Annotated in this window: 23 protein-coding genes, 1 other RNA gene and 1 pseudogene; 14 read left to right on the forward strand and 11 right to left on the reverse strand. The window is 53.8% G+C overall.

The genetic code is table 11. The annotated features are described in order from the left end of the window. Positions 1 to 132 precede the first annotated feature (132 nt). From rnpB to garL, 4 genes and pseudogenes are all read right to left on the reverse strand, one after another. Positions 133 to 507, reverse strand: an RNA gene (gene rnpB, locus ACE15A_RS20970) — RNase P RNA component class A. A 32-nt stretch (positions 508 to 539) separates the two neighbouring features. Further along, positions 540 to 672 (reverse strand): annotated as a pseudogene (locus tag ACE15A_RS20975) (glycerate 2-kinase); the annotation flags it as partial. A 1-nt stretch (position 673) separates the two neighbouring features. After that, the gene (garR, locus tag ACE15A_RS20980; protein ID WP_053508258.1) at positions 674 to 1,564 is read right to left on the reverse strand and encodes a 2-hydroxy-3-oxopropionate reductase; all 891 of its coding nucleotides are present in this window, start codon (positions 1,562 to 1,564) and stop codon (positions 674 to 676) included. A 25-nt stretch (positions 1,565 to 1,589) separates the two neighbouring features. Then, the gene (gene garL / locus ACE15A_RS20985; protein WP_023246621.1) at positions 1,590 to 2,360 is read right to left on the reverse strand and encodes a 2-dehydro-3-deoxyglucarate aldolase; all 771 of its coding nucleotides are present in this window, start codon (positions 2,358 to 2,360) and stop codon (positions 1,590 to 1,592) included. Positions 2,361 to 2,892: 532 nt separating this feature from the next. Between garL and garD the strand changes: the two genes are divergently transcribed. Continuing rightward, positions 2,893 to 4,464, forward strand: a complete 1,572-nt coding sequence (garD, locus tag ACE15A_RS20990; RefSeq protein ID WP_053508263.1) for a galactarate dehydratase — start codon at positions 2,893 to 2,895, stop codon at positions 4,462 to 4,464. Positions 4,465 to 4,574: 110 nt separating this feature from the next. Here garD and ACE15A_RS20995 read toward each other — a convergent pair whose 3' ends face one another. Further along, positions 4,575 to 5,384 (reverse strand): DeoR family transcriptional regulator, encoded by an 810-nt coding sequence (locus tag ACE15A_RS20995; RefSeq protein ID WP_023246623.1) that lies wholly within the window; start codon positions 5,382 to 5,384, stop codon positions 4,575 to 4,577. Between the two features lie 263 nt (positions 5,385 to 5,647). Between ACE15A_RS20995 and kbaZ the strand changes: the two genes are divergently transcribed. The 4 genes from kbaZ to kbaY all read left to right on the forward strand — a co-directional run bounded on the left by kbaZ (position 5,648) and on the right by kbaY (position 10,483). Continuing rightward, entirely contained in the window at positions 5,648 to 6,925 is a 1,278-nt protein-coding gene (gene kbaZ, locus ACE15A_RS21000) for a tagatose-bisphosphate aldolase subunit KbaZ (RefSeq protein WP_053508330.1), read from the forward strand. Positions 6,926 to 7,010: 85 nt separating this feature from the next. Continuing rightward, positions 7,011 to 8,144 carry an N-acetylglucosamine-6-phosphate deacetylase gene (gene nagA / locus ACE15A_RS21005; protein ID WP_053508264.1) on the forward strand — a complete coding sequence of 378 codons (1,134 nt, stop codon included), beginning with the start codon at positions 7,011 to 7,013 and terminating at the stop codon, positions 8,142 to 8,144. A gap of 299 nt (positions 8,145 to 8,443) precedes the next feature. After that, the gene (locus ACE15A_RS21010; protein WP_023246626.1) at positions 8,444 to 9,598 is read left to right on the forward strand and encodes an SIS domain-containing protein; all 1,155 of its coding nucleotides are present in this window, start codon (positions 8,444 to 8,446) and stop codon (positions 9,596 to 9,598) included. A gap of 12 nt (positions 9,599 to 9,610) precedes the next feature. Next, positions 9,611 to 10,483 carry a tagatose-bisphosphate aldolase subunit KbaY gene (gene kbaY, locus ACE15A_RS21015; protein WP_023246627.1) on the forward strand — a complete coding sequence of 291 codons (873 nt, stop codon included), beginning with the start codon at positions 9,611 to 9,613 and terminating at the stop codon, positions 10,481 to 10,483. Between the two features lie 392 nt (positions 10,484 to 10,875). On the opposite strand, the gene rsmI is transcribed toward kbaY, so the two are convergent. Further along, positions 10,876 to 11,739 (reverse strand): 16S rRNA (cytidine(1402)-2'-O)-methyltransferase, encoded by an 864-nt coding sequence (gene rsmI, locus ACE15A_RS21020; RefSeq protein ID WP_053508267.1) that lies wholly within the window; start codon positions 11,737 to 11,739, stop codon positions 10,876 to 10,878. Between the two features lie 63 nt (positions 11,740 to 11,802). Between rsmI and ACE15A_RS21025 the strand changes: the two genes are divergently transcribed. The 4 genes from ACE15A_RS21025 to dolP are packed head-to-tail and all read left to right on the forward strand — an operon-like array spanning position 11,803 to position 15,404. Then, a complete protein-coding gene (locus ACE15A_RS21025) occupies positions 11,803 to 13,854 on the forward strand; it encodes a penicillin-binding protein activator (RefSeq protein ID WP_053508269.1) in 2,052 nt (683 codons plus the stop codon). Then, positions 13,812 to 14,207: a YraN family protein gene (locus ACE15A_RS21030; RefSeq protein WP_023246630.1), complete on the forward strand. Its 396-nt coding sequence runs from the start codon at positions 13,812 to 13,814 to the stop codon at positions 14,205 to 14,207. The genes ACE15A_RS21025 and ACE15A_RS21030 overlap by 43 nt, the downstream gene beginning before the upstream one ends. Positions 14,208 to 14,228: 21 nt before the next feature. Further along, complete coding sequence (gene diaA / locus ACE15A_RS21035; RefSeq protein WP_023246631.1) at positions 14,229 to 14,819, forward strand: DnaA initiator-associating protein DiaA; 591 nt, start codon at positions 14,229 to 14,231, stop codon at positions 14,817 to 14,819. 9 nt (positions 14,820 to 14,828) lie between these two features. Continuing rightward, on the forward strand, positions 14,829 to 15,404 hold the full coding sequence (gene dolP, locus ACE15A_RS21040; RefSeq protein ID WP_000643280.1) for a division/outer membrane stress-associated lipid-binding lipoprotein: 576 nt from the start codon (positions 14,829 to 14,831) through the stop codon (positions 15,402 to 15,404). A 66-nt stretch (positions 15,405 to 15,470) separates the two neighbouring features. Here the strand turns inward: dolP and ACE15A_RS21045 are convergent, their stop codons facing one another. Continuing rightward, positions 15,471 to 16,106, reverse strand: a complete 636-nt coding sequence (locus ACE15A_RS21045) for an NAD(P)H-binding protein (RefSeq protein WP_001664614.1) — start codon at positions 16,104 to 16,106, stop codon at positions 15,471 to 15,473. A gap of 130 nt (positions 16,107 to 16,236) precedes the next feature. Here ACE15A_RS21045 and yhbO point away from each other — a divergent pair, with 130 nt between their 5' ends. Beyond that, positions 16,237 to 16,755 carry a protein/nucleic acid deglycase gene (gene yhbO / locus ACE15A_RS21050; protein WP_000037597.1) on the forward strand — a complete coding sequence of 173 codons (519 nt, stop codon included), beginning with the start codon at positions 16,237 to 16,239 and terminating at the stop codon, positions 16,753 to 16,755. Here yhbO and ACE15A_RS21055 read toward each other — a convergent pair. Beyond that, positions 16,735 to 17,178, reverse strand: coding sequence for a YhbP family protein (locus tag ACE15A_RS21055; RefSeq protein WP_023246632.1), 444 nt, complete (start codon positions 17,176 to 17,178; stop codon positions 16,735 to 16,737). The genes yhbO and ACE15A_RS21055 overlap by 21 nt on opposite strands. Positions 17,179 to 17,215: 37 nt before the next feature. Here ACE15A_RS21055 and ACE15A_RS21060 point away from each other — a divergent pair, with 37 nt between their 5' ends. Next, positions 17,216 to 17,533, forward strand: a complete 318-nt coding sequence (locus ACE15A_RS21060; protein ID WP_072158667.1) for a GIY-YIG nuclease family protein — start codon at positions 17,216 to 17,218, stop codon at positions 17,531 to 17,533. Here the strand turns inward: ACE15A_RS21060 and ACE15A_RS21065 are convergent. Both ACE15A_RS21065 and ACE15A_RS21070 read right to left on the reverse strand, forming a co-directional pair. Further along, positions 17,520 to 18,023: a GNAT family N-acetyltransferase gene (locus tag ACE15A_RS21065; RefSeq protein ID WP_000908562.1), complete on the reverse strand. Its 504-nt coding sequence runs from the start codon at positions 18,021 to 18,023 to the stop codon at positions 17,520 to 17,522. The two genes, ACE15A_RS21060 and ACE15A_RS21065, sit on opposite strands and share 14 nt — an antisense overlap. Beyond that, on the reverse strand, positions 18,017 to 18,541 hold the full coding sequence (locus ACE15A_RS21070) for an SCP2 domain-containing protein (RefSeq protein WP_000884721.1): 525 nt from the start codon (positions 18,539 to 18,541) through the stop codon (positions 18,017 to 18,019). The genes ACE15A_RS21065 and ACE15A_RS21070 overlap by 7 nt, the downstream gene beginning before the upstream one ends. Before the next feature lie 216 nt (positions 18,542 to 18,757). Here ACE15A_RS21070 and ACE15A_RS21075 point away from each other — a divergent pair, with 216 nt between their 5' ends. The 3 genes from ACE15A_RS21075 (at position 18,758) to ACE15A_RS21085 (ending at position 21,801) form a co-directional block, all read left to right on the forward strand. Next, positions 18,758 to 19,753, forward strand: coding sequence for a peptidase U32 family protein (locus ACE15A_RS21075; protein WP_129382510.1), 996 nt, complete (start codon positions 18,758 to 18,760; stop codon positions 19,751 to 19,753). Continuing rightward, positions 19,744 to 20,640 carry a U32 family peptidase gene (locus tag ACE15A_RS21080; protein WP_077918408.1) on the forward strand — a complete coding sequence of 299 codons (897 nt, stop codon included), beginning with the start codon at positions 19,744 to 19,746 and terminating at the stop codon, positions 20,638 to 20,640. The genes ACE15A_RS21075 and ACE15A_RS21080 overlap by 10 nt, the downstream gene beginning before the upstream one ends. A 153-nt stretch (positions 20,641 to 20,793) precedes the next feature. Continuing rightward, entirely contained in the window at positions 20,794 to 21,801 is a 1,008-nt protein-coding gene (locus ACE15A_RS21085; protein WP_053508273.1) for an LLM class flavin-dependent oxidoreductase, read from the forward strand. Between the two features lie 87 nt (positions 21,802 to 21,888). Here the strand turns inward: ACE15A_RS21085 and mtr are convergent, their stop codons facing one another. Then, positions 21,889 to 23,133 carry a tryptophan permease gene (gene mtr / locus ACE15A_RS21090; RefSeq protein WP_023246638.1) on the reverse strand — a complete coding sequence of 415 codons (1,245 nt, stop codon included), beginning with the start codon at positions 23,131 to 23,133 and terminating at the stop codon, positions 21,889 to 21,891. Positions 23,134 to 23,215: the final 82 nt, after the last annotated feature.

Consider the following 23,215-nt stretch of genomic DNA (forward strand, 5'->3'; position numbering starts at 1 on the left):
CCCGCCGAAGCGGGTTTTATGAAGAAGTGAAACTGACCGATAAGCCGCTTTCTTTTGGGTATAGCGTCGTGGACAGTCATTCATCCTGCCGCCCTGTAAAAGCAAAAACCCGCCGAAGCGGGTTTTATGAAGAAGTGAAACTGACCGATAAGCCGGGTTCTGTCGTGGACAGTCATTCATCTAGGCCAGCAATCGCTCACTGGCTCAAGCAGCCTACCCGGGTTCAGTACGGGCCGTACCTTATGAACCCCTATTTGGCCTTGCTCCGGGTGGAGTTTACCGTGCCACGGACTGTTACCAGCCGCGCGGTGCGCTCTTACCGCACCCTTTCACCCTTACCTGATCCCACTTGCGTGGGCCATCGGCGGTTTGCTCTCTGTTGCACTGGTCGTGGGTTTCCCCCCCAGGCGTTACCTGGCACCCTGCCCTATGGAGCCCGGACTTTCCTCCCCTCCGCCCGTCTCCCCGAAAGGACGACGACGAAGCGGCGACTGTCTGGTCAGCTTCGGCGCGAAGTATAGAGGGTTCGCGCAACTTTGTCACCCTGCGCTGCGCATTCCTATCGCCAGAGCAGCAGCAACATTTCTGGAGACCCGATAAATATTGTTAAAATCCCCCCCGAAAAACCACCTCCAGCATCACAATGCGCGTGAGTATGCTAAAGACCGCATCGTTAGCGAGTGACTTCCACTTTTGCCAGTTTTTCGTAGTAGCACACCAAAGCGCTATGGTCGTCATTACCGTGTCCATCCGCGCGTAACGCCTGCATCATCTCCATAACGGCGGCGGTCAGCGGTAGCTGCGCGCCAACGCCGTGGGAGGTATCCAGCGCATTCGCCAGATCTTTAATGTGCAGATCGATACGGAAACCCGGTGTAAAGTTTCTGTCCATGACCATCGGCGTTTTCGCATCCAGTACCGTACTGCCAGCCAAACCGCCACGAATCGCCTGATAGACCAGATCCGGATTGACACCAGCTTTAGTCGCCAGCGTCAGCGCTTCAGACATGGCGGCGATATTCAGCGCCACAATCACCTGGTTAGCCAGTTTCGTGACGTTGCCTGCGCCGATATCGCCGGTATGCACCACGGAACCGGCCATCGCTTTCATCAGGTCGTAGTATTTGTCGAAAATCGCTTTGTCGCCGCCGACCATGACGGACAGCGTGCCGTCGATGGCTTTGGGTTCCCCGCCGCTGACCGGCGCATCCAGCATTGCAATGCCTTTTGCTTTCAGGGCTTCGCTGATCTCACGGCTTGCCAGCGGCGCGATAGAACTCATATCAATCAATACGGCTCCCGGCTTCGCGCCTTCGATGATACCGTTCTCGCCCAGCGCAACCTCTTTCACATGCGGAGAGTTAGGCAGCATCGTGATGATGACGTCGCACTGTTCAGCGGTCGCCTTCGCCGTAGAAGCCGTTTCCGCGCCTGCGGCGATTACGTCGGCAATCGCTTCAGGATTACGATCGGACACCACCAGCGAGTACCCTGCTTTCAACAAGTTTTTGCTCATGGGCTTACCCATGATGCCTAAGCCAATAAAGCCAACTTTCATCGTCATAACGTTCTCTCTTTCCATACCGGGATTATTTTTTAAAGGTGTCGGCAAGCTTCTGCGTGCCGGCGCGGAATACGCCTAAGTCGCTGCCAACAGCGACAAAGGTCGCGCCCCATTCCAGATAACGGCGGGCATCCGCCTCTACCGGCGCCAGAATGCCGCACGGTTTACCGTGCGCTTTGGCGCGGGCAAAAATATGCTGAATCGTCTGTTGCACGTCAGGGTGAGAGGCATTGCCGAGATGACCCAGCGCGGCGGCCAGATCGCTGGGGCCGACAAAAATGCCATCAACGCCTTCCGTTGCGGCGATGGCATCAACGTTGTCGACACCCAACTGGCTTTCGATTTGAACAATAATGGTGATGTTTTTGTTCGACTGCGCAAAGTAATCAGGCACCGTGCCGAACATGTTGGCGCGGTGAGAAACAGAGACGCCGCGAATACCTTCCGGCGGGTAGCGCGTCGAGGCGACGGCGCGAGCCGCTTCCTCTTGCGTTTCAACAAAGGGGAGCAGGAAGTTATAAAACCCGATATCCAGCATCCGTTTGATAATGACCGGTTCATTGGTCGGCACACGTACCACAGGCGCGCTGGCGCTGCCTTTCAATGCCATTAACTGCGGAATTAAGGTGGTCACATCGTTCGGCGCATGTTCGCCATCCAGCACCAGCCAGTCAAATCCCGCCAGACCGAGAACTTCGGTGGTGATTGGGTTTGCCAGTGCAGACCAGCAGCCAATCTGCACCTGTTGCGACGCCAGCGCCGCTTTAAACTTATTCGGGAAAATAGCGTTATTCATCGCTTATACCTTCGCTTATTTCTTTAATTCTCTACCTATGATGTCGCCCCCATGACTTATAGCAGCGACACTAAAAATGCTTATCTGAAAATAAGAATGAGTCTCCAGATTCTATTTCTAGTGTGGTAACACATCCTGTAGCACAATATACCGCCCCAATATCTTTATCGTTTTTTATTATTATCATGGCATTTTCAAATAACTCGTCAGATACACTGAATTCGCTATTCAGTATAAACAGCATATGGCGGATAATCATTGTGCAAATGCTCATTAAGAAGGGGGCGCTTAACGCTTATTTTTGAGCATACGCCCATGATACTGGGCGCTAATGCACACATTTACGCTTTCCCTGGCCTACATAAAAAATTTCATAATTTGCGGTGACCTGGATCACATTCTTATATTTATACTCCTGTCATTCTTATTTCATTAGGCATGAACTTTATTTCTTATATTGAGATTTAACGATTAAACCATAACCAAAATAGATAATCCTTTTTCTATCATCCAGGCTGGAGAATGCTGAACAATGGCCAATATCGAAATTCGCCAGGAATCGTCATCGGCGTTTTATATAAAAGTACACGAAACCGATAATGTCGCAATTATTGTTAATCACCACGGTCTTAAAGCCGGAACACGTTTTCCGGATGGACTGGAACTGACTGAACATATTCCGCAAGGCCATAAAGTCGCTCTGACGGATATCCTCGCTCACGACGAAATCGTCCGTTACGGCGAAGTCATCGGGTATGCGGTACGTGACATCCCACGCGGAAGCTGGATCGACGAGTCGCTGGTTGAACTGCCAAAAGCGCCGTCGCTGAATACGCTGCCGCTGGCGACCAAAGTGCCAGAACCACTGCCGCTGCTGGAAGGCTACACGTTTGAGGGCTATCGTAACGCCGATGGCAGCGTCGGCACCAAAAATCTGCTTGGCATTACCACCAGCGTGCACTGTGTGGCGGGCGTGGTCGAGTATGTGGTGAAAATGATTGAGCGCGATCTCCTGCCCAAATACCCGAATGTCGATGGCGTTGTAGGGCTAAACCATCTGTACGGCTGCGGCGTGGCAATCAACGCGCCGGCGGCGGTCGTGCCGATTCGCACGATTCATAATATCGCGCTCAACCCCAATTTTGGCGGCGAAGTGATGCTGATTGGCCTCGGTTGCGAAAAACTGCAACCGGAACGACTGCTGGAAGGCACCGAGGATGTCCCCGCCATCGCCGTCGAAAGCGCCAGTATTGTGCGTTTACAGGACGAACAGCATGTCGGCTTTAAAGCAATGGTCGATGATATTTTGCAGGTCGCCGAACGCCATCTGACGAGACTGAACCAACGCCAGCGCGAAACCTGCCCGGCTTCCGAGCTGGTCGTCGGAATGCAGTGCGGCGGCAGCGATGCGTTTTCCGGCGTCACGGCAAACCCGGCGGTGGGTTACGCTTCCGATCTGCTGGTACGCTGCGGCGCGACCGTCATGTTCTCAGAGGTTACCGAAGTGCGCGATGCCATTCATCTTCTGACGCCGCGCGTCATCAACGAAGCCGTGGGTAAACGTCTGCTGGATGAGATGGTCTGGTACGATAATTACCTTGATATGGGGAAAACCGATCGCAGCGCTAACCCGTCCCCTGGCAACAAAAAAGGTGGCCTGGCGAATGTGGTGGAAAAAGCGCTGGGCTCTATCGCTAAATCCGGTCAGAGCGCCATTGTGGAGGTATTGTCGCCAGGCCAGCGCCCCACCAAACGCGGCCTGATTTACGCCGCGACGCCCGCCAGCGATTTCGTCTGCGGCACGCAGCAGGTCGCTTCCGGCATTACCGTACAGGTCTTTACCACCGGACGCGGCACGCCGTACGGGCTGATGGCAGTGCCGGTGATTAAAATGGCGACGCGTACCGAGCTGGCGAACCGCTGGTATGACTTAATGGATATCAATGCAGGCACCATCGCCACGGGTGAAGAGACAATCGAAGATGTGGGCTGGAAGCTGTTTCACTTTATTCTCGATGTCGCCAGTGGTCGGAAAAAGACTTTTTCGGATCAATGGGGCTTACATAACCAACTGGCGGTATTTAACCCGGCGCCAGTGACCTGATCCAGACGATGCCGGATAAAAAAGTAGCCGTTATCCAGCCTGGGTATAACCGTATAATCTGTAAACCGGGTAAGCGCCAGCGCCGCCCGGTATTTTTACGTATCATGCAATTATATTTTCACCAGTATCACATCAATTCCGCTCTTACGTAGCCCTTCCAGACTTTCCACGGGAATGCCCTCATCAACAATAATCATATCGATCCGTTGCGTATCAATGATCTTATGCAGGCTGGAACGATCGAATTTGCTGGAGTCAGTAACAACAATAATCCTCTCCGCCACCTCACACATCCGACGGTTAAGCCTGGCTTCATCTTCATTATGAGTACTAATACCACGCTCTAAATCAATAGCATCAACGCCAAGGAACAACATATCGAAATGGTAATTCTGTAAGGAGTGCTCCGCCTGATCGCCATAAAAAGACAGAGACTGGCGGCGGAGATGTCCACCAGTCATTAGTAATTCGACGCCCTCGGCTTCCAGTAAGGCATTAGCAACGTTCATACCATTGGTCATAGCAATCACATCAGTGTGCTTGCGCATCAGACGAGCAATTTCATAAGTCGTCGTACCCGAGTCAAGAATCACACGATGACCCGGTTTAATCAGCTCGACCGCAGCTCTGGCAATACTGCGTTTCAATGCCGTATTAAGAGAACTTTTATCTTCCACAGAAGGCTCAATACCTGAGGTATTACTGTCACAGATTAGCGCGCCGCCGTAGGCTCTTACTGCAATACCCTGCTTTTCAAGGAAAGCCAGGTCGTTACGAATTGTCACCGTAGATACGCCAAACAGTACGGAAAGATCGCTCACTTGTACGCTTCCCTGCTGTCGCAGCCGCTGAATAATCAGCTCACGTCTTTCACTGGTACCCGTTACGCGTTTATCTGCGGAAGAGTCGGTATGGCCCATAAAACATCCTTTAATTAAATCTTTCGTTTTATTTCGTTTTGACTATTAACGCTTTTCTTATAGGGGAAAGCAAGCCTCCCTCCGGTAATACCCAGATCCCTCCACCTAAATCTTTCATTATGTTTCTTTTGTGAAACAGATCGGAAAACCATTAACTTTCGTTTTCTTTTCAAAAGACCATGATACAGTATAAAATGAAATACAACGAAAGAAGATGGACGTAATCACCTGAACTGGAGAAGAAAGTGAAACATTTAACTAAAATGGTGGAGCAGCATAAACGCGAGAAAGCAAACGGGATTTACGCCGTTTGTTCCGCGCATCCACTGGTACTGGAATCCGCGATACGCTACGCCCACGCTAACCACACCCCCTTGCTGATCGAAGCAACCTCTAACCAGGTTGACCAGTTTGGCGGCTACACAGGCATGACCCCTGCCGATTTTCGCGATTTTGTCTGCCAGCTCGCCGATTCACTGGGATTTCCTCAACCAGAATTAATCCTGGGCGGAGACCATCTCGGTCCCAATCGTTGGCAAAACCTGCCCGCTGCACAGGCGATGGTTAATGCCGATGACCTGATTAAAAGTTATGTAGCAGCCGGATTTAAAAAGATCCACCTGGATTGCAGTATGTCCTGCGCCGATGACCCGGTGCCGCTAACCGATGAAATCGTAGCGGAGCGGGCGGCTCGCCTGGCGAAAGTAGCAGAAGAAACCTGTCAGCAGCATTTCGGTGAATCCGACCTGGTCTATGTCATCGGGACGGAAGTTCCGGTTCCCGGCGGGGCGCATGAAACATTAACAGAGCTGGAAGTAACCACGCCGGAAGCAGCACGCGCCACGCTGGAAGCCCACCGTCATGCGTTTGAAAAGGCAGGACTGGATGCTATCTGGCCACGCATCATTGGACTGGTTGTACAGCCCGGCGTCGAGTTTGACCACACGCATATCATCGATTACCAGCCACAAAAAGCTATCGCTCTGAGCAAAATGGTGGAAGCGTATGACACGCTGGTATTCGAAGCGCACTCCACGGATTACCAGACACCGCAGTCGCTGCGCCAGCTAGTGAAAGATCACTTCGCCATCCTGAAAGTCGGTCCGGCCCTGACCTTCGCCCTACGCGAAGCGCTCTTCTCGCTGGCGGCCATTGAAGAAGAGTTGCTTCCAGCTAAAACCAGCTCCGGACTACGTCATGTACTTGAAAGCGTGATGCTCGATCGCCCGGAATACTGGCAGAGCCACTATCACGGAGATGGTCACGCTCGACGTCTGGCGCGTGGCTACAGCTATTCTGACCGCGTTCGCTACTACTGGCCGGACAGCCAGATTGATAACGCCTTCGAGCGGCTGGTACGCAACCTCGCAGACGAACCTATTCCACTGCCGCTCATCAGTCAGTATTTACCGTTGCAGTACGTAAAAGTCCGCGCGGGAGATATCAACGCTACGCCGAAAGAACTCATCATCAGTCATATTCAGGACATCTTGCAACAGTACCACGCCGCTTGTTATGGCACGATGTTCCATAACGAATAACAAAAAGGAAAAACGTTATGGCAAATCTGGTACTGGTCGACGAACCGGGTCGGTGCCGCGAAGGAAAACTGCTTGAGGAAGGAATATGACGCAAATTTTGCGCGCCAGGCGCCTACTGACAGAGCAAGGCTGGCTGGACGATCACCAGTTGCGTATTGAAGAGGGCATTATCACCGCGCTAGAACCCATTCCGGCAGGCATAACATTGCGTGATGCCGAGTTGCTGTGCCCTGCTTATATTGATACCCATGTTCACGGCGGCGCGGGAGTCGACGTGATGGATGAAGCGCCGGACGCACTCGATAAACTGGCAATCCATAAAGCACGTGAAGGGGTAGCCAGTTGGCTACCCACTACCGTTACAGCGCCGCTAAAGGCGATTCACAGCGCTCTGAAACGTATAGCGCTACGCTGCCATTCGGGCGGCCCGGGCGCACAGGTGTTGGGGAGCTACCTGGAAGGCCCCTACTTCACGCCGCAGAATAAAGGAGCGCATCCCCCGGAGCTGTTCCGGGAACTGAATCTCGTCGAATTAAATGAACTGATAGCAATCTCCCGGCATACCTTACGCGTGGTCGCGCTGGCGCCGGAAAAAACCGGAGCATTAGAAGCAATTGCCCATCTGAAGCAGCAGGGGGTTCGGGTGATGCTAGGACACAGCGCAGCCACCTGGAAGCAAACCCACGCCGCTTTTGATGCAGGCGCGAACGGGCTGGTGCACTGCTATAACGGCATGACCGGTCTGCATCACCGGGAACCGGGAATGGTCGGCGCAGGGTTAACGGACCCCCGTGCCTGGCTGGAGCTTATCGCCGACGGCCACCACGTCCATCCGGCGGCAATGAAACTGTGCTGCTGTTGCGCCAAAGATCGGGTGGTACTGATCACCGATGCCATGCAGGCTGCAGGCCAGTCCGACGGGCGCTATACACTCTGCGGTGAAGAGGTGGAAATGCACGGCGGTATCGTGCGGACCGCTTCCGGCGGTCTGGCGGGCAGCACCCTATCAGTTGATGCAGCGGTTCGCAATATGGTCGAGTTGACGGGGATCGCCACAGGGGAAGCTATCCATATGGCTTCGCTACATCCGGCCCGCTTGTTAGGAATCGATCATCATTTGGGATCGTTAAAAACAGGCAAACGCGCCAATATCATTGCGCTAGATAACAGGCTGTATTTACAACAGATCTGGATTCAGGGTCGAGCATTTCCCTTATAACCCTTTCATTGTACGTTATTATGGCCTTCGGTTATCTCCCGCAAGGCCTTTCTTTTCCTTTCGCTTCATAAAAATTCAACCCTGCATATTTAAATCTATTTATTATAAATCAACAAGATAAACACAGCCTTCATTTTACTGGATATAAATTTCGTTTTATTTCATTTGCCCACATTGAACTTTCGATTCCTTTTCTATAAATTACAGCAAACGATTATGTGAATAAGTGAAACGAAACGAAAGATAGCAACACTTTGCTAACGTCTGATGTGGAATTCACAAGACTAAGGACTTACGTTATGCCAGAAACCTATACCTCAGCAGCCGCGACAACCGGAACCTGGACAGAAAAAGAGATTCGTCAGCAGCCCGCCAGTTGGCTTCGCTCACTGAATCATATCGATACTATTCGCTCCGCGATCGACAGCTTTCTTACACCATTGCTGCATAAAAACGACCTCAGGATAGTCCTCACCGGGGCGGGTACTTCAGCATTTATCGGCGAAATCATCGCTCCCTGGCTTGCCAGCCAGACCGGAAAAAATATCTGTGCCATACCGACAACCGATCTGGTCACCAATCCGATGGACTATCTGAACCCGGCGCACCCATTACTGTTGGTCTCCTTCGCCCGTTCCGGTAACAGTCCGGAGAGTGTCGCCGCCGTTGAACTGGCAAATCACTTCGTTCCAGAGTGTTACCATCTTTCGATCACCTGTAACGAGGCAGGCAGCCTGTATCAAAACGCTGTTGGAAACGACAATGCTTTTGCATTGTTAATGCCCGCTGAAACACACGATCGCGGCTTTGCGATGACCAGCAGTATCACCACCATGATGGCCAGTTGCCTGGCCGTCTTCGTTCCGGAAATGATTAATAGTCGGACCTTCCGTGACGTGGCCGATCGTTGTCAGGCGATTCTGAACTCACTCGGTGATTTCAACCACGGCGTGTTTGGTAGTGAGCCCTGGAAACGAATCGTTTACCTCGGTAGCGGTGGGCTGCAGGGTGCCGCACGTGAGTCATCGCTGAAAGTGCTGGAGCTGACAGCGGGTAAACTGGCAGCATTCTATGACTCGCCGACCGGTTTCCGCCACGGTCCAAAATCACTGGTCGATAGCGAAACGTTGATCGTGGTGTACATCTCCAGCCACCCTTATACACGCCAATATGATCTCGATCTGTTGGCTGAATTGCGTCGCGATCGACAGGCCATGCGCGTCGTAGCCATTGCTGCTGAAAGTGATGCCGTTATTGACGCTGGCCCGCACATCCTGCTGCCGCCTTCACGCTTCTTTAACGATATTGAGCAGGCTTTCTGCTTCCTGATGTACGCCCAGGTATTCGCGCTCACACAATCAATCAGTGTTGGTAATACTCCAGATACCCCTTCCGCCAGCGGCACAGTCAACCGTGTGGTACAGGGCGTCGTTATTCATCCCTGGCAGGATTAAGAGGTTCCGATCATGAGCATTATTTCCACAAAATATCTCCTGCAGGATGCGCAGGCAAAAGGTTATGCGGTACCGGCTTTCAACATTCATAATGCCGAGACGATCCAGGCGATCCTTGAAGTGTGCAGCGAAATGAAATCCCCCGTGATCCTCGCCGGGACGCCGGGTACTTTTAAGCATATTGCGCTGGAAGAGATCTATGCGCTATGCAGCGCATACTCTACCAGTTTCGGTATACCACTGGCACTGCACCTCGATCACCACGAATCGCTGGATGATATTCGCCATAAGGTGAATGCGGGTGTGCGTAGCGCCATGATCGATGGTAGCCACTTCCCATTTGAAGATAACGTAAAGCTGGTGAAATCAGTCGTGGACTTTTGCCACTCACGTGATTGCAGCGTAGAGGCAGAGCTAGGGCGCCTGGGCGGAGTCGAAGACGACATGAGCGTTGATGCGGAAAATGCTTTTCTGACCGATCCGCAGGAAGCCAAACGCTTTGTCGAACTGACGGGCGTAGATAGCCTTGCTGTTGCTATCGGTACGGCGCATGGCCTCTACACTAAAAAACCCAAAATCGATTTCCAACGTCTGGCAGAAATTCGTGAAGTGGTTGATATACCGCTGGTGCTGCACGGCGCAAGCGATGTACCTGACGAATATGTACGACGCACTATTGAATTAGGTGTATGTAAAGTGAATGTAGCAACCGAATTAAAAATTGCTTTTGCCGCTGCGGTCAAAAAATGGTTTATTGAAAACCCGGATGGCAACGACCCACGTTATTATATGCGTGTTGGTATGAATGCGATGAAAGAAGTGGTAAGAAGTAAGATAACCGTTTGTAATTCACACGAAAAATTACTACCTACTCTACAGTATTAATATATTTTTCTGGGTTAGATAAATAAATTAATCACTATCACTACTTAGTTCTCAATTTATGAAGGTCATGATGAGCACCTCATGATCTTCATAGTATCTTATTGTCAATAATGGAGTATTCTGCACACCCCAGGAAAAGTCTTTCAAACCATAAGTATGGCCATTATTTCAAAGCATTGCCCACACCAGCGGGGTGATTATTGAAGACGAAAGCCACTATGTTCTGGGCAGTGAACGCTTTTTGCCGAATCGACTTCGGCACGCAAAGATATTGGCAGGAACAAGTAATAGAACGGATGCGAAAACAGGGCTGATAACTGAAATCCCATTCTGCCGGATGGCGACGCCTGAGCGTCTTATCCGGCCTACGGGTATCAAACGCGTTAATAAATTTATGAATCCTGCTGCGCCAGCGCATATTTATACAGCGCATTCTTCTTCACGCCATGAATTTCCGCCGCCAGCGCCGCCGCTTTTTTCAGCGGCAATTCGGCCTGTAGCAGCGCCAGCGTGCGCAGCGCGTCGGCGGGCAGGTCGTCTTCTTGCGCTTTATGCCCTTCGACAATCAGCACCATCTCGCCTTTACGGCGGTTTTCATCCTCTTTCACCCACGCCAGCAGCTCGCCGACCGGCGCGCCGTGAATCGTCTCCCAGGTTTTGGTCAGCTCACGCGCCAGCACCACGTAGCGGGATTCGCCCCACACGGCCACCATATCTTCCAGGCTATCCAGCAGACGATGGGTGGACTCATAAAAAATCAGCGTTCGCGGCTCCGCTTCAACCGCCTTCAGCGCATCGCGGCGACCTTTGGATTTCGCCGGTAAAAAGCCTTCATAGCAGAAACGGTCGGATGGCAGGCCAGCGGCGCTCAGGGCGGCAATAGCCGCACACGGCCCCGGTAGCGGCACCACACGGATGCCCGCTTCGCGACAAGTACGCACCAGATGGTAACCCGGATCGTTAATTAGCGGCGTACCGGCATCGGAAACCAGCGCAATGTTTTGCCCTTCTTTCAGCTTCGCGACCAGCGTTTCCGCTTTTTGTTGTTCGTTATGGTCATGCAACGCGAACAGCCGGGCGTTAATCGCGAAATGCTGCAGTAATAAACCGGTATGTCGGGTGTCTTCAGCAGCAATTAAATCAACGGCTTGTAAAACTTCCAGCGCACGTTGGGTAATATCAGCCAAATTCCCGATAGGAGTAGGTACAATAAAGAGTTGGCCCTGAGAATTATCCGCCGATTCGTTTTGTTTCATTGTGTCGTCCGTATTGCCGATTTAATATTGAGCATTGCGTAAAAAAATATCACTGGATACAGTATGGTACCCTCAACATTTTCTCGTTTGAACGCCGCGCGCGCGCTGCCTGTCGTCCTGGCGGCACTGCTTTTCGCCGGTTGCGGCACCCAGGCGCCGGATCAAAGTGCAGCCTATATGCAGGGCTCAGCGCAAGCTGACTCCGCCTTTTACCTGCATCAGATGCAGCAAAGCGCAGATGATAGCAAGACCAACTGGCAATTACTCGCCATTCATGCACTGCTGAAAGAAGGTAAAAGCCATCAGGCCGTCGACCTGTTCAACCAACTCCCGCAGAATCTGAACGATACGCAACGCCGCGAGCAGTCGCTGCTGGCCGTCGAGATCAAACTGGCGCAGAAAGATGTGGCAGGCGCGCAGGCCTTGCTGGATAAGCTAAAGCCCGCCGACTTTGCGCCAACTCAGCAAGCGCGTTACTGGCAGGCGCAGATCGATGCCAGCCAGGGACGCCCGTCACTTACCCTATTACGGGCGTTAATCGCTCAGGAACCGCTACTGGCAGCGAAAGATAAACAAAAAAATATCGACGCCACCTGGCAGGCGCTCTCCGCCATGACGCAGGATCAGGCCAGGACGCTGGTTATCAACGCCGATGAAAATGTGCTTCAGGGCTGGCTGGATCTGCAACGCGTCTGGTTTGACAACCGCAACGATCCAGACATGCTGAAAGCCGGGATCGCCGACTGGCAAAAACGCTACCCGCAAAATCCGGGGGCGAAAATGCTGCCGACACAGCTCGTCAATGTACAACGTTTTAAACCGGCTTCCACCAGCAAAATCGCTCTGCTGCTGCCGCTGAGCGGTCAGGCCGCCGTGTTTGGCCGTACCATCCAGCAAGGTTTTGAAGCCGCGAAAAACCTCGGCACCCAGGCGGTGGAGATGCAGCCTGCCGCCGCGCCTGACGCGCCGGTCGAACCTGGCGTGGAGGAGACGCAACCACAAATCACCGATGGCGTCGCCAGTCCGTCACAGGCCTCGGTGAGCGATCTGACTGATGACGCTCCATCCCAGTCCGCTACGCCAGTCAGCGCGCCACAAACTCCCCCTGCACAGCCTGCTACGGCAAGCGCGCCGGCAAATCCTTCCGCTGAATTAAAAATCTACGATACCTCTTCCCAGCCGTTGGATCAGGTGCTTGCCCAGGTTCAGCAAGACGGCGCCAGTATCGTCGTCGGGCCGTTGTTGAAAAACAATGTGGAAGCGCTGATGAAAAGCAACACGCCGCTCAACGTACTGGCGCTCAACCAGCCGGAAACGGTACGTAGCTTCCCTAACATCTGCTATTTCGCGCTCTCTCCGGAAGATGAAGCCCGTGACGCAGCGCATCATATTTATGACCAGGGCAAGCAGTCGCCGCTGCTGTTGATCCCACGCAGCGCGCTTGGCGATCGCGTGGCGAATGCCTTCACCCAGGAGTGGCAAAAACTGGGCGGCGGCATCGTGTTACAGCAAAAATTCGGCTCCGTAGCCGAGCTGAAAATGGGCGTGAACGGCGGCGCGGGTATCGCATTGACGGGCAGCCCGGTCGCCGGCAGCGTGCCTTCGCAGCCGGGCGTCACCATTGGTGGTCTGACCATCCCTGCGCCGCCGACCGACGCGCAAATCACCGGCGGTGGACGCGTAGACGCGGTCTATATTCTGGCTACGCCGGAGGAGATTGGCTTTATCAAACCAATGATCGCCATGCGTAACGGCACCCAGAGCGGCGCGACGCTGTATGCCAGCTCCCGCAGCGCGCAAGGCACCTCCGGCCCCGACTTCCGTCTGGAGATGGATGGCTTGCAGTACAGTGAAGTTCCCATGCTGGCAGGCGGCAATATGCCGTTGATGCAGCAGGCGCTGAGTACCGTACATAACGATTATTCTCTGGCGCGGATGTATGCCATGGGCGTGGACGCCTGGACGCTGGCGAACCACTTTTCGCAGATGCGTCAGGTGCCGGGATTTGAGATCAATGGCAATACCGGCGCATTAACCGCCAGCCCGGATTGTGTGATTAACAGGAAGTTATCATGGCTCAAATACCAGCAAGGGGAGATTGTTCCCGCCAGCTAACGCGTAAACAGGCCGGTGACGTGTGGGAAGCTGCCGCGCGTCGCTGGCTGGAAAGCAAAGGACTGCGGTTTGTCGCCGCCAACGTGCGCGAGCGCGGCGGCGAAATCGATCTGATCATGCGCGACGGAAAAACCACGGTTTTTGTTGAGGTTCGCTATCGGCGATCTGGGCTTTATGGCGGCGCGGCGGCCAGTGTGACCCGCAGCAAACAACACAAATTATTACATACTGCCCGCTTGTGGCTCGCCCGCCAGAATGGGAGTTTTGATACTGTGGATTGTCGGTTCGATGTGTTAGCCTTCACCGGAAATGAGATTGAGTGGTTTCGGGATGCGTTTAACGACCACTCATAATTGAAGATTTTAAGGATTAGCGTGCTCGATAGAATCAAAGTCTGCTTTACAGAAAGCATTCAAACTCAAATTGCTGCGGCGGAAGCGCTTCCGGATGCCATTTCCCGCGCCGCCATGACGCTGGTTCATTCCCTGCTTAACGGCAACAAAATCCTCTGTTGTGGAAACGGAACGTCCGCGGCCAACGCACAGCATTTTGCTGCCAGCATGATTAACCGCTTTGAAACGGAGCGACCCAGTTTACCCGCCATTGCACTAAATACCGATAATGTGGTCTTAACAGCGATCGCTAACGATCGCCTGCACGATGAAGTTTATGCAAAACAAGTCCGGGCGCTGGGACATGCAGGCGATGTTTTATTGGCGATCTCTACGCGTGGTAATAGTCGCGATATCGTAAAAGCCGTTGAAGCAGCCGTCACGCGTGACATGACCATTGTGGCGCTAACCGGGTATGACGGGGGCGAGCTGGCCGGACTACTAGGGCCGCAGGATGTTGAAATTCGTATCCCTTCACACCACAGCGCGCGCATTCAGGAAATGCATATGCTGACGGTAAACTGCCTGTGCGATTTGATTGATAACACGCTTTTTCCTCACCAGGATGATTAAGGAGTACACATGAAGGCATTTTCGCCGCTCGCAGTCCTTATTTCTGCGTTGCTATTGCAAGGCTGCGTCGCCGCCGCGGTAGTGGGTACGGCGGCCGTCGGTACCAAAGCCGCAACCGACCCGCGTAGCGTGGGCACCCAGGTGGATGACGGAACGCTGGAACTGCGCGTCAGTAGCGCGCTGTCGAAAGATGAGCAAATCAAAAAAGAGACGCGCATCAACGTCACGGCTTATCAGGGCAAAGTTTTGTTAGTGGGCCAGTCGCCAAACAGCGAACTCTCCGCACGCGCTAAACAGATAGCGATGGGCGTTGAAGGCACCACCGAGGTTTATAACGAGATTCGCCAGGGTCAGCCTATCGGCCTGGGGACCGCCTCTAACGATACCTGGATCACCACGAAAGTTCGCTCACAGCTACTGACCAGCGATCAGGTAAAATCGTCAAACGTAAAAGTCACCACTGAAAATGGCGAAGTGTTCCTGCTGGGCCTGGTGACTGAACGTGAAGGTAAAGCGGCAGCGGATATCGCCAGCCGGGTGAGCGGCGTGAAACGCGTGACCACCGCCTTTACGTATATTAAGTAACCGGTGTGCCGGGTGGCGATAAGAATGTGTAAACCGCATCGCTATCCGGCAAATCCTCCGGCTTCGCTACCCCGCTTTTTCCCGCAGTTGCGATGAGGTCAGAATCGTCACGCCTTCTTGTGCTGGTGCCAGCGCTTCCGCCAGCATGGCGCGCGCCACATCCCGCGCATCAATCGATTTCCAGTTGCCGGGCAGCAGCCGGAATAGCGGAGCGAAAAGCGTTTCATTCACCCGCCGCGTTGTTCTGTCGCCGAGCAGCATAGAAGGCCGGGCAATCGTCAAACGAGGCCATTTTTGCGCGATTAACGCCTCCTCCATTTCTCCTTTCACCCGATTATAGAAAAACGGAGAGTGCGCGTTTGCTCCCATTGAGCTGACCACCAACATGTGCTGCGCGCCCAGCCGACGCCCGGTCAGTGCGGTATCAACCACCAGCGTATAATCCGCATGAATAAACGCCGCTTTACTTCCCGCTTCACGCCGGGTCGTGCCCAGGCAGCAAAAAACAATATCCACCGGGTCGGTCACCTGAGCTAACGCATCGGTAAGCTGCGGATCGTGAGGGTTATACACGCCGACAATATCCGTCAGCGGACGACGCGTCGGCGCGGCGATAGCGCTCACCTGCGGCGTGTTGATTAACATTCTCAGCAGATGTCCGCCGACCAGTCCGGTCGCGCCGGTAATCAGTACCTGACTCATCCTCGCTCCTTTACAGATTTGTCCACCTTGCACTCTCGGCCCTATCGACCAGGCTTAATAGTCTACAAGGTAAGTATCCATCATTGTGGGAAATTTGCCTTACCAGAAGCCAACACCGCGGAGGAAACGCATGAGTAAGAAAATAGCCGTTTTGATTACCGATGAATTTGAAGATTCAGAATTTACCTCGCCGGCAGCAGAATTCCGTCAGGCCGGACATGAGGTCATCACCATCGAAAAAGAGGCGGGTAAAACGGTGAAAGGAAAAAAAGGCGAGGCCAGCGTCACCATTGATAAGGCGATTGATGATGTTCGTCCCGACGAGTTCGACGCCTTGCTATTGCCGGGAGGTCATTCGCCGGACCACCTGCGCGGCGACAGCCGTTTCGTGGATTTTACCCGCGATTTTGTTAACAGCGGTAAACCGGTCTTTGCCATTTGCCACGGCCCGCAGTTGTTGATCAGCGCTGATGTCATTCGTGGCCGCAAACTCACGGCGGTGAAACCGATTATTATCGATGTGAAGAACGCGGGCGCGGAATTTTACGATCAGGAAGTCGTCGTCGATAAAGATCAGCTGGTGACCAGCCGCACGCCTGACGACCTGCCGGCATTTAACCGCGAGGCGCTACGCCTGCTGGGCGCGTGAATCGCGTAACCAGTGCAGTTTTTTACCAAACCCCAGCGTATTGTCGGTGAATTTAATTTCATCCAGCCGGATTTCCCATACCGGCGCTGGCAGCACTCTGGCGACCGGGAAGCGACGAAGGTAAGCTTTACGCGCGGCGTCGCTCTCCTGCCCCTCCAGACGGCGAATTTCCCCTTTAAACTGCACGCCGCGAATGCGCGCCACCGTTTTCGGCTGTCCGTTGACCGTTCCCGCAACTGGCGCGCGCGCGCCGGACATTTGCGCATGGCGGGTTTTATCCTCCGTTAACAGATACAACGCGACGTTTTGCGCATCGAACAAATAAAACGCGTTGGCGCACCACAGCTCTCCCTCATGGTGTACGCACCAGGTCACCACATGTTGTTTCGCCAGCCAACGGCCAATAGCGGTAAGTGTGTCCATCTTTATTCTCGCTTATACTGGGAACCTGAAAATTATCATGCTGATGGCGACAATGACACCCTGGTATCTGTATCTGATTCGTACGGCAGACAATGCGCTTTACACCGGGATCACCACCGATGTGGCGCGTCGTTACAGGCAGCATCAAACGGGAAAAGGCGCAAAAGCATTACGGGGGAAAGGTGAATTAACGCTGGCGTTTGCGGCGCAGGTCGGCGATCGCTCGCTGGCCCTGCGCATAGAGTATCGCATCAAACAGCTCACAAAGCGCCAGAAGGAGCACCTTGTGACGGAACGCGAGGTATTTGAAGCGCTATTGTCCAGCCTGCAAACGCCGGTGCTTAAAAACGATTGAAGTGGTCGTGATACTCCACCAGCCCCGTCACGCCCTCCAGCGCATCCTCAGCCAAACGGTGTACCTGGAAAGCGCTTTCCGTACCGGGCCAACGGCAGTGAAGATCGTAATGAGCGGCCAGTTCAAAACCGAAGCGGCTATATAACGCCGGGTCACCCAGCGTCACGACCGCCGCGTAGCCGAACTCATTGAGCGAATCCAGCCCTTCATACACTAACTGGCGCGCCAGCCCTTGCCCGCGATATTTTTCATCCACCGCCAGCGGCGCCATACCGACCCACTGTAAATCCTCGCCCTGCACATCAACCGGGCTGAAGGCCACATAGCCCACCACCTGACCTTCATCATCCGTGGCCACCAGACCGAGCGTCAGAAAGCCATCTTCACGCAAATCGTGAACCAGCTTCGCTTCCGCATCGCTTTCGAATGAACGGCGTAACAGCGCATCAATACCAGGCGCATCAATGGGGATTTCTACTCGAATTAGCATGGTTCACCTACCGAGGTCTGTTTGGTTTCCGGCGAGTTTTTCATGCCCGCCTCAACAAAATCCGCCAGTTGCAGCAGCATAACGCGTAACGCTTTCGGCATCTGCTCCAGTTCGATGGCGTCCATCAGATTCTTCACATATAACCCTAACTCAGTATCGCCTTCAATGACCAGTCGACGCTGGAAAAAGAGCGTATCCGGGTCCTGTTTACGGGCAGCTATCATTAGCAGATCGCTGGCATCGGCGCTAAAACTGACGTCGGCATCCGCCTGCTGGCTAACGATCAGCTTTTCATTTTCAACCGTGGTATACCATTTTAAGTCAATGTCACGCACATGAATGCTTAACCAACGACCTTCGAGGAATTCCAGCTCTCCATCGGCCAGCGCCTGACGAAACTGCCAGCTCAGAACCTGTTCCAGAACCTGGCGCTTTAGCGCAAAGGGCGTCAGTTTAACCGGTACACTCATCAGAGACGGGCCAGCATGGACTAAGCGTGAACGCAGTTTATCTAACACGAGCTTTACTCCCTGTTTCAATAGTCCTGTTATTTTGCCATATCCAATAAATCACATGGCGGCGTAAATCAACAATTGTGTCTGATTTTCTACCCCATTATTGGTGTTACCAATACGCCTTTAACTGCCTTAAATCAAAAATTGTCGCAGCAAGGTTAACTAAAATCCCTGTTCGTTAACAATTTTGCGTCTCAGACGTAATCCTCAGGATAAATTATGGAGCTGCTCTGCCCTGCCGGAAATCTCCCGGCGCTGAAGGCGGCCATCGAGAACGGCGCTGACGCCGTTTATATCGGGTTAAAAGACGATACCAATGCCCGTCACTTTGCCGGCCTTAACTTCACCGAAAAAAAATTGCAGGAAGCGGTGAGCTTTGTTCACCAGCATCGCCGCAAATTACACATCGCCATTAATACTTTTGCGCATCCGGACGGCTATGTCCGCTGGCAGCGCGCCGTGGATATGGCGGCGCAGCTTGGCGCCGACGCGTTGATTCTCGCCGACCTCGCTATGCTGGAATATGCCGCAGAGCGTTACCCACATATTGAGCGTCATGTTTCCGTTCAGGCCTCGGCAACCAACGAAGAGGCGATTCGCTTTTATCACCGCCACTTTGATGTCCACCGCGTGGTACTGCCGCGTGTACTGTCGATTCACCAGGTAAAACAACTGGCCCGCGTCACGCCGGTGCCGCTGGAGGTATTCGCGTTCGGCAGCCTGTGCATTATGGCGGAAGGTCGCTGCTATCTTTCTTCTTACCTGACGGGGGAATCGCCCAATACCGTCGGCGCCTGCTCCCCCGCCCGCTTTGTTCGTTGGCAGCAACCCCCGCAGGGGCTGGAATCGCGCCTGAATGATGTCCTGATCGACCGTTACCAGGATGGCGAAAACGCGGGCTACCCAACGCTATGTAAAGGCCGCTATTTAGTAGACGGCGAGCGCTATCACGCGCTGGAGGAGCCAACCAGCCTGAACACGCTGGAGCTGCTGCCGGAGCTCATGGCGGCGAATATCGCCTCGGTGAAGATCGAAGGCCGCCAGCGCAGCCCGGCCTATGTCAGCCAGGTGGCGAAAGTGTGGCGCCAGGCGATCGATCGCTGCAAAGCCGCCCCGCAAAACTTCGTTCCACAGCGCGACTGGATGGAGACGCTCGGCGCGATGTCCGAAGGCACCCAAACCACGCTTGGCGCATATCACCGTAAATGGCAGTGAGAGGAGCTATGAAATATTCCTTAGGACCGGTGCTTTATTACTGGCCGAAAGAGACGCTGGAAGATTTTTATCAGCAGGCCGCAAAAAGCAGTGCTGACGTCATTTATCTGGGCGAAGCGGTGTGTAGCAAGCGTCGCGCTACCAAAGTCGGCGACTGGTTGGAAATGGCGAAATCCCTCGCCGCCAGCGGTAAGCAGGTGGCGCTCTCCACCCTGGCGCTGGTACAGGCGTCATCTGAATTAAGCGAGCTGAAACGCTATGTGGACAACGGCGATTTTCTGCTGGAAGCCAGCGATCTTGGCGTGGTGAATCTGTGCGCCGAGCGCAAACTGCCATTTGTCGCCGGCCATGCGCTGAACTGTTACAACGCGGTCACGCTGCGTCGGTTGCTGAAAGAAGGCATGGTGCGCTGGTGTATGCCGGTGGAGCTTTCCCGCGACTGGCTGGTGAATTTGCTTAATCAGTGCGATGAACTGGGCATCCGCAATCAGTTTGAAGTGGAAGTGTTGAGCTATGGGCATCTGCCGCTGGCCTACTCCGCTCGCTGCTTTACTGCCCGTTCGGAAGACCGTCCAAAAGATGAATGCGAAACCTGCTGTATCAAGTATCCAAACGGTCGTGACGTGCTCTCGCAGGAGAATCAGCAGGTGTTTGTGCTTAACGGTATTCAGACCATGAGCGGCTATGTCTATAACCTTGGCAACGAACTGACGTCGATGCAGGGATTGGTGGATATCGTGCGGCTATCGCCGTTGGGTACGGAGACATTGGCCATGCTTGATGCCTTTCGCGCTAACGAAAACGGCGGCGCGCCATTAGCACTTGCCGCGCATAGCGACTGTAACGGCTACTGGAAACGTCTGGCCGGGCTGGAGCTACAGGCGTAAATTTGCCGGATGGTGCCTGGCGTAGGCCTGATAAGCGTAGTGCCATCAGGCATGTTATATTCGCGACCTGTCTTATAAAGCTCACTTTGTTAACAACATTCGCTAATCTTTAATGCAGTATGACAAGATTAACGGATAACAAAGTGAGCGGTTATGACTAACAACTCTGTCCCATTCTCGGTACTCGACCTGGCGCCAATCCCGGAAGGTTCCTGCGCGAAAGAGGCCTTCGCACATTCGCTGGATCTTGCTCGCCTCGCTGAAAAACGTGGTGTTAATCGCTACTGGCTGGCGGAACATCACAACATGACCGGCATCGCCAGCGCGGCGACCTCGGTATTGATTGGCTATCTGGCGGCCAATACCACAACATTACGTCTTGGCTCCGGCGGCGTGATGCTGCCTAACCATTCACCGCTGGTGATTGCCGAGCAGTTTGGCACGCTGAATACCCTCTATCCTGGACGTATCGACTTAGGGCTGGGACGCGCGCCGGGTAGCGATCAGCCGACGATGCGCGCGCTACGTCGTCATATGAGCGGCGATATCGATAACTTTCCACGCGATGTCGCAGAGCTGGTGGACTGGTTCGACGCCCGCGATCCCAGCCCGCTGGTGCGCCCGGTGCCCGGCTACGGCGAGAAGATCCCGGTCTGGCTGCTGGGCTCCAGCCTGTATAGCGCGCAGTTGGCGGCCCAGCTTGGCCTGCCGTTCGCCTTTGCTTCGCATTTCGCGCCGGATATGTTGTTTCAGGCGCTGCATCTGTACCGCACCCAGTTCAAACCTTCAGCGCGACTGGAAAAACCGTACGCGATGGTGTGCATTAACATTATTGCTGCCGATAGCAATCGCGACGCGGAGTTCCTGTTTACCTCCATGCAGCAGGCCTTTGTGAAGCTACGCCGTGGAGAGACCGGCCAACTGCCGCCGCCGATCGAGAACATGGATACCTTCTGGTCGTCATCCGAGCAGTATGGCGTGCAGCAGGCGTTGAGCATGTCGCTGGTCGGTGATAAAGCGAAGGTCCGCCACGGGCTGGAATCTATCCTGCGGGAAACTCAGGCGGATGAAATTATGGTCAACGGCCAGATTTTCGATCATCAGGCGCGGCTACATTCGTTTGAACTGGCGATGAATGTGAAGCAAGAATTGTTGGGATAGTACGCCTTGTGCCGGATGGCGGCTTCGCCTGATCCGGCCTACATAAGAACGTAGGCCCGGTAAGCGTAGCGCCACCGGGCCATTATTTTACTGATACACCGGCAACAGATTAAAGCTCGACAAGATATGCACCAAAGCGTTACCGACACCAAACAGCAGAATCAGCACAATCATCGGCGTGCCGCCCCAGACGCGAAATTTCGGGCTACCAAAGCGCTGGCGAGATTTACGCGCCAATAATGCCGGCACAATGGCCGCCCAGATCGTCGCTGCCAGTCCTGCATAACCAATGGCGTACAGGAAGCCGTTCGGGTACAACAGGCCACCGATCATCGGCGGCAGGAAAGTCAGCAGCGCGGTCTTCAAACGTCCCATCGCCGAGTCATCAAAGCCAAACAGATCCGCTAGGTAGTCAAACAGCCCCAGCGTAACCCCAAGGAATGAGCTCGCGACAGCAAAGTTAGAGAACACCACCAGCAGCAGATCCAGGCTGCGGCTGTTCAGCACGCCGCTCAATGCCTGTACCAGCACATCAATATTGCCGCCTTTCTGCGCAATGCCGATAAATTCCGGACGCGGGATGTTGCCCATCGTCCCCAGCAGCCAGACAGAATAGAGCGCCAGCGCCAGTAACGTCCCATAAATCAGGCACTTCACGATGGTGCGCGGATCTTTGCCGTAATATTTCATCAGGCTCGGCACGTTACCGTGATAACCAAAAGAAGCCAGACAAAATGGCAGCGTCATCAGCAAGTACGGCGTATATGACGCGTTGCTTTCAGCCACGTTAAACAACGTGGTCGGCGTGACGTGCCCCAACAGGCTGCCGAAGGTCAGGAAGAAAGTAATCACTTTCGCGCCCAGAACAATCGCCGTCATCCGACTGACCGCCTTCGTACTCAGCCACACTACAAACGCCACCAGCAGCGCAAAGGCAAAACCTGCCGCTCGCGCCGGAACGTTCAGCGACATCTCAGCAAAGGTATGATGCAAAATCGAACCGCTCGCCGAGATATAAGCATAAGTCAGGATGTAGAGCACAAAGGCAATAGAAATGCCGTTGACAATGTTCCAGCCTTTCCCCAATAGATCTTTGGTAATGGTGTCGAAACTCGAACCAATGCGGTAGTTAAGGTTAGCCTCAAGGATCATCAGCCCGGAGTGCAGCATACAAAACCAGGTAAAGACCAGTGCCGCCATCGACCAGAAGAACCACGCCCCGGACATGACCACCGGCAGCGAGAACATCCCCGCGCCAATGATGGTACCGCCGATAATCACTACGCCGCCAAGCAGCGAAGGTGACGTTTGGGTGGTGGTAAGTGTTGCCATTCAGCTCTCTCTCCAGTCATTTATAGTGTGACTATCTATCAATACGCTGCACTGTACCAGTACATGAGTACAAAGGAAATAA

The organism is Salmonella sp. HY31, assembly GCF_042604575.1.
In the GTDB taxonomy this organism is placed as follows: Bacteria; Pseudomonadota; Gammaproteobacteria; order Enterobacterales; family Enterobacteriaceae; genus Salmonella; species Salmonella diarizonae.

Excerpts from the sequence above, each read along its gene's own strand:
- mtr (WP_023246638.1), bottom strand. The coding sequence starts at position 23,133 with ATGGCAACACTTACCACCACCCAAACGTCACCTTCGCTGCTTGGCGGC.
- garD (WP_053508263.1), top strand. The coding sequence starts at position 2,893 with ATGGCCAATATCGAAATTCGCCAGGAATCGTCATCGGCGTTTTATATA.
- dolP (WP_000643280.1), top strand. The coding sequence starts at position 14,829 with ATGAAGGCATTTTCGCCGCTCGCAGTCCTTATTTCTGCGTTGCTATTG.
- ACE15A_RS21030 (WP_023246630.1), top strand. The coding sequence starts at position 13,812 with ATGGCTCAAATACCAGCAAGGGGAGATTGTTCCCGCCAGCTAACGCGT.
- kbaZ (WP_053508330.1), top strand. The coding sequence starts at position 5,648 with ATGGTGGAGCAGCATAAACGCGAGAAAGCAAACGGGATTTACGCCGTT.
- ACE15A_RS21045 (WP_001664614.1), bottom strand. The coding sequence starts at position 16,106 with ATGAGTCAGGTACTGATTACCGGCGCGACCGGACTGGTCGGCGGACAT.
- ACE15A_RS21080 (WP_077918408.1), top strand. The coding sequence starts at position 19,744 with ATGGCAGTGAGAGGAGCTATGAAATATTCCTTAGGACCGGTGCTTTAT.
- nagA (WP_053508264.1), top strand. The coding sequence starts at position 7,011 with ATGACGCAAATTTTGCGCGCCAGGCGCCTACTGACAGAGCAAGGCTGG.
- kbaY (WP_023246627.1), top strand. The coding sequence starts at position 9,611 with ATGAGCATTATTTCCACAAAATATCTCCTGCAGGATGCGCAGGCAAAA.
- ACE15A_RS21060 (WP_072158667.1), top strand. The coding sequence starts at position 17,216 with ATGCTGATGGCGACAATGACACCCTGGTATCTGTATCTGATTCGTACG.
- ACE15A_RS21010 (WP_023246626.1), top strand. The coding sequence starts at position 8,444 with ATGCCAGAAACCTATACCTCAGCAGCCGCGACAACCGGAACCTGGACA.
- garR (WP_053508258.1), bottom strand. The coding sequence starts at position 1,564 with ATGACGATGAAAGTTGGCTTTATTGGCTTAGGCATCATGGGTAAGCCC.
- garL (WP_023246621.1), bottom strand. The coding sequence starts at position 2,360 with ATGAATAACGCTATTTTCCCGAATAAGTTTAAAGCGGCGCTGGCGTCG.
- ACE15A_RS21085 (WP_053508273.1), top strand. The coding sequence starts at position 20,794 with ATGACTAACAACTCTGTCCCATTCTCGGTACTCGACCTGGCGCCAATC.
- ACE15A_RS21025 (WP_053508269.1), top strand. The coding sequence starts at position 11,803 with ATGGTACCCTCAACATTTTCTCGTTTGAACGCCGCGCGCGCGCTGCCT.
- yhbO (WP_000037597.1), top strand. The coding sequence starts at position 16,237 with ATGAGTAAGAAAATAGCCGTTTTGATTACCGATGAATTTGAAGATTCA.
- rsmI (WP_053508267.1), bottom strand. The coding sequence starts at position 11,739 with ATGAAACAAAACGAATCGGCGGATAATTCTCAGGGCCAACTCTTTATT.
- ACE15A_RS21065 (WP_000908562.1), bottom strand. The coding sequence starts at position 18,023 with ATGCTAATTCGAGTAGAAATCCCCATTGATGCGCCTGGTATTGATGCG.
- ACE15A_RS21075 (WP_129382510.1), top strand. The coding sequence starts at position 18,758 with ATGGAGCTGCTCTGCCCTGCCGGAAATCTCCCGGCGCTGAAGGCGGCC.
- ACE15A_RS21055 (WP_023246632.1), bottom strand. The coding sequence starts at position 17,178 with ATGGACACACTTACCGCTATTGGCCGTTGGCTGGCGAAACAACATGTG.
- ACE15A_RS20995 (WP_023246623.1), bottom strand. The coding sequence starts at position 5,384 with ATGGGCCATACCGACTCTTCCGCAGATAAACGCGTAACGGGTACCAGT.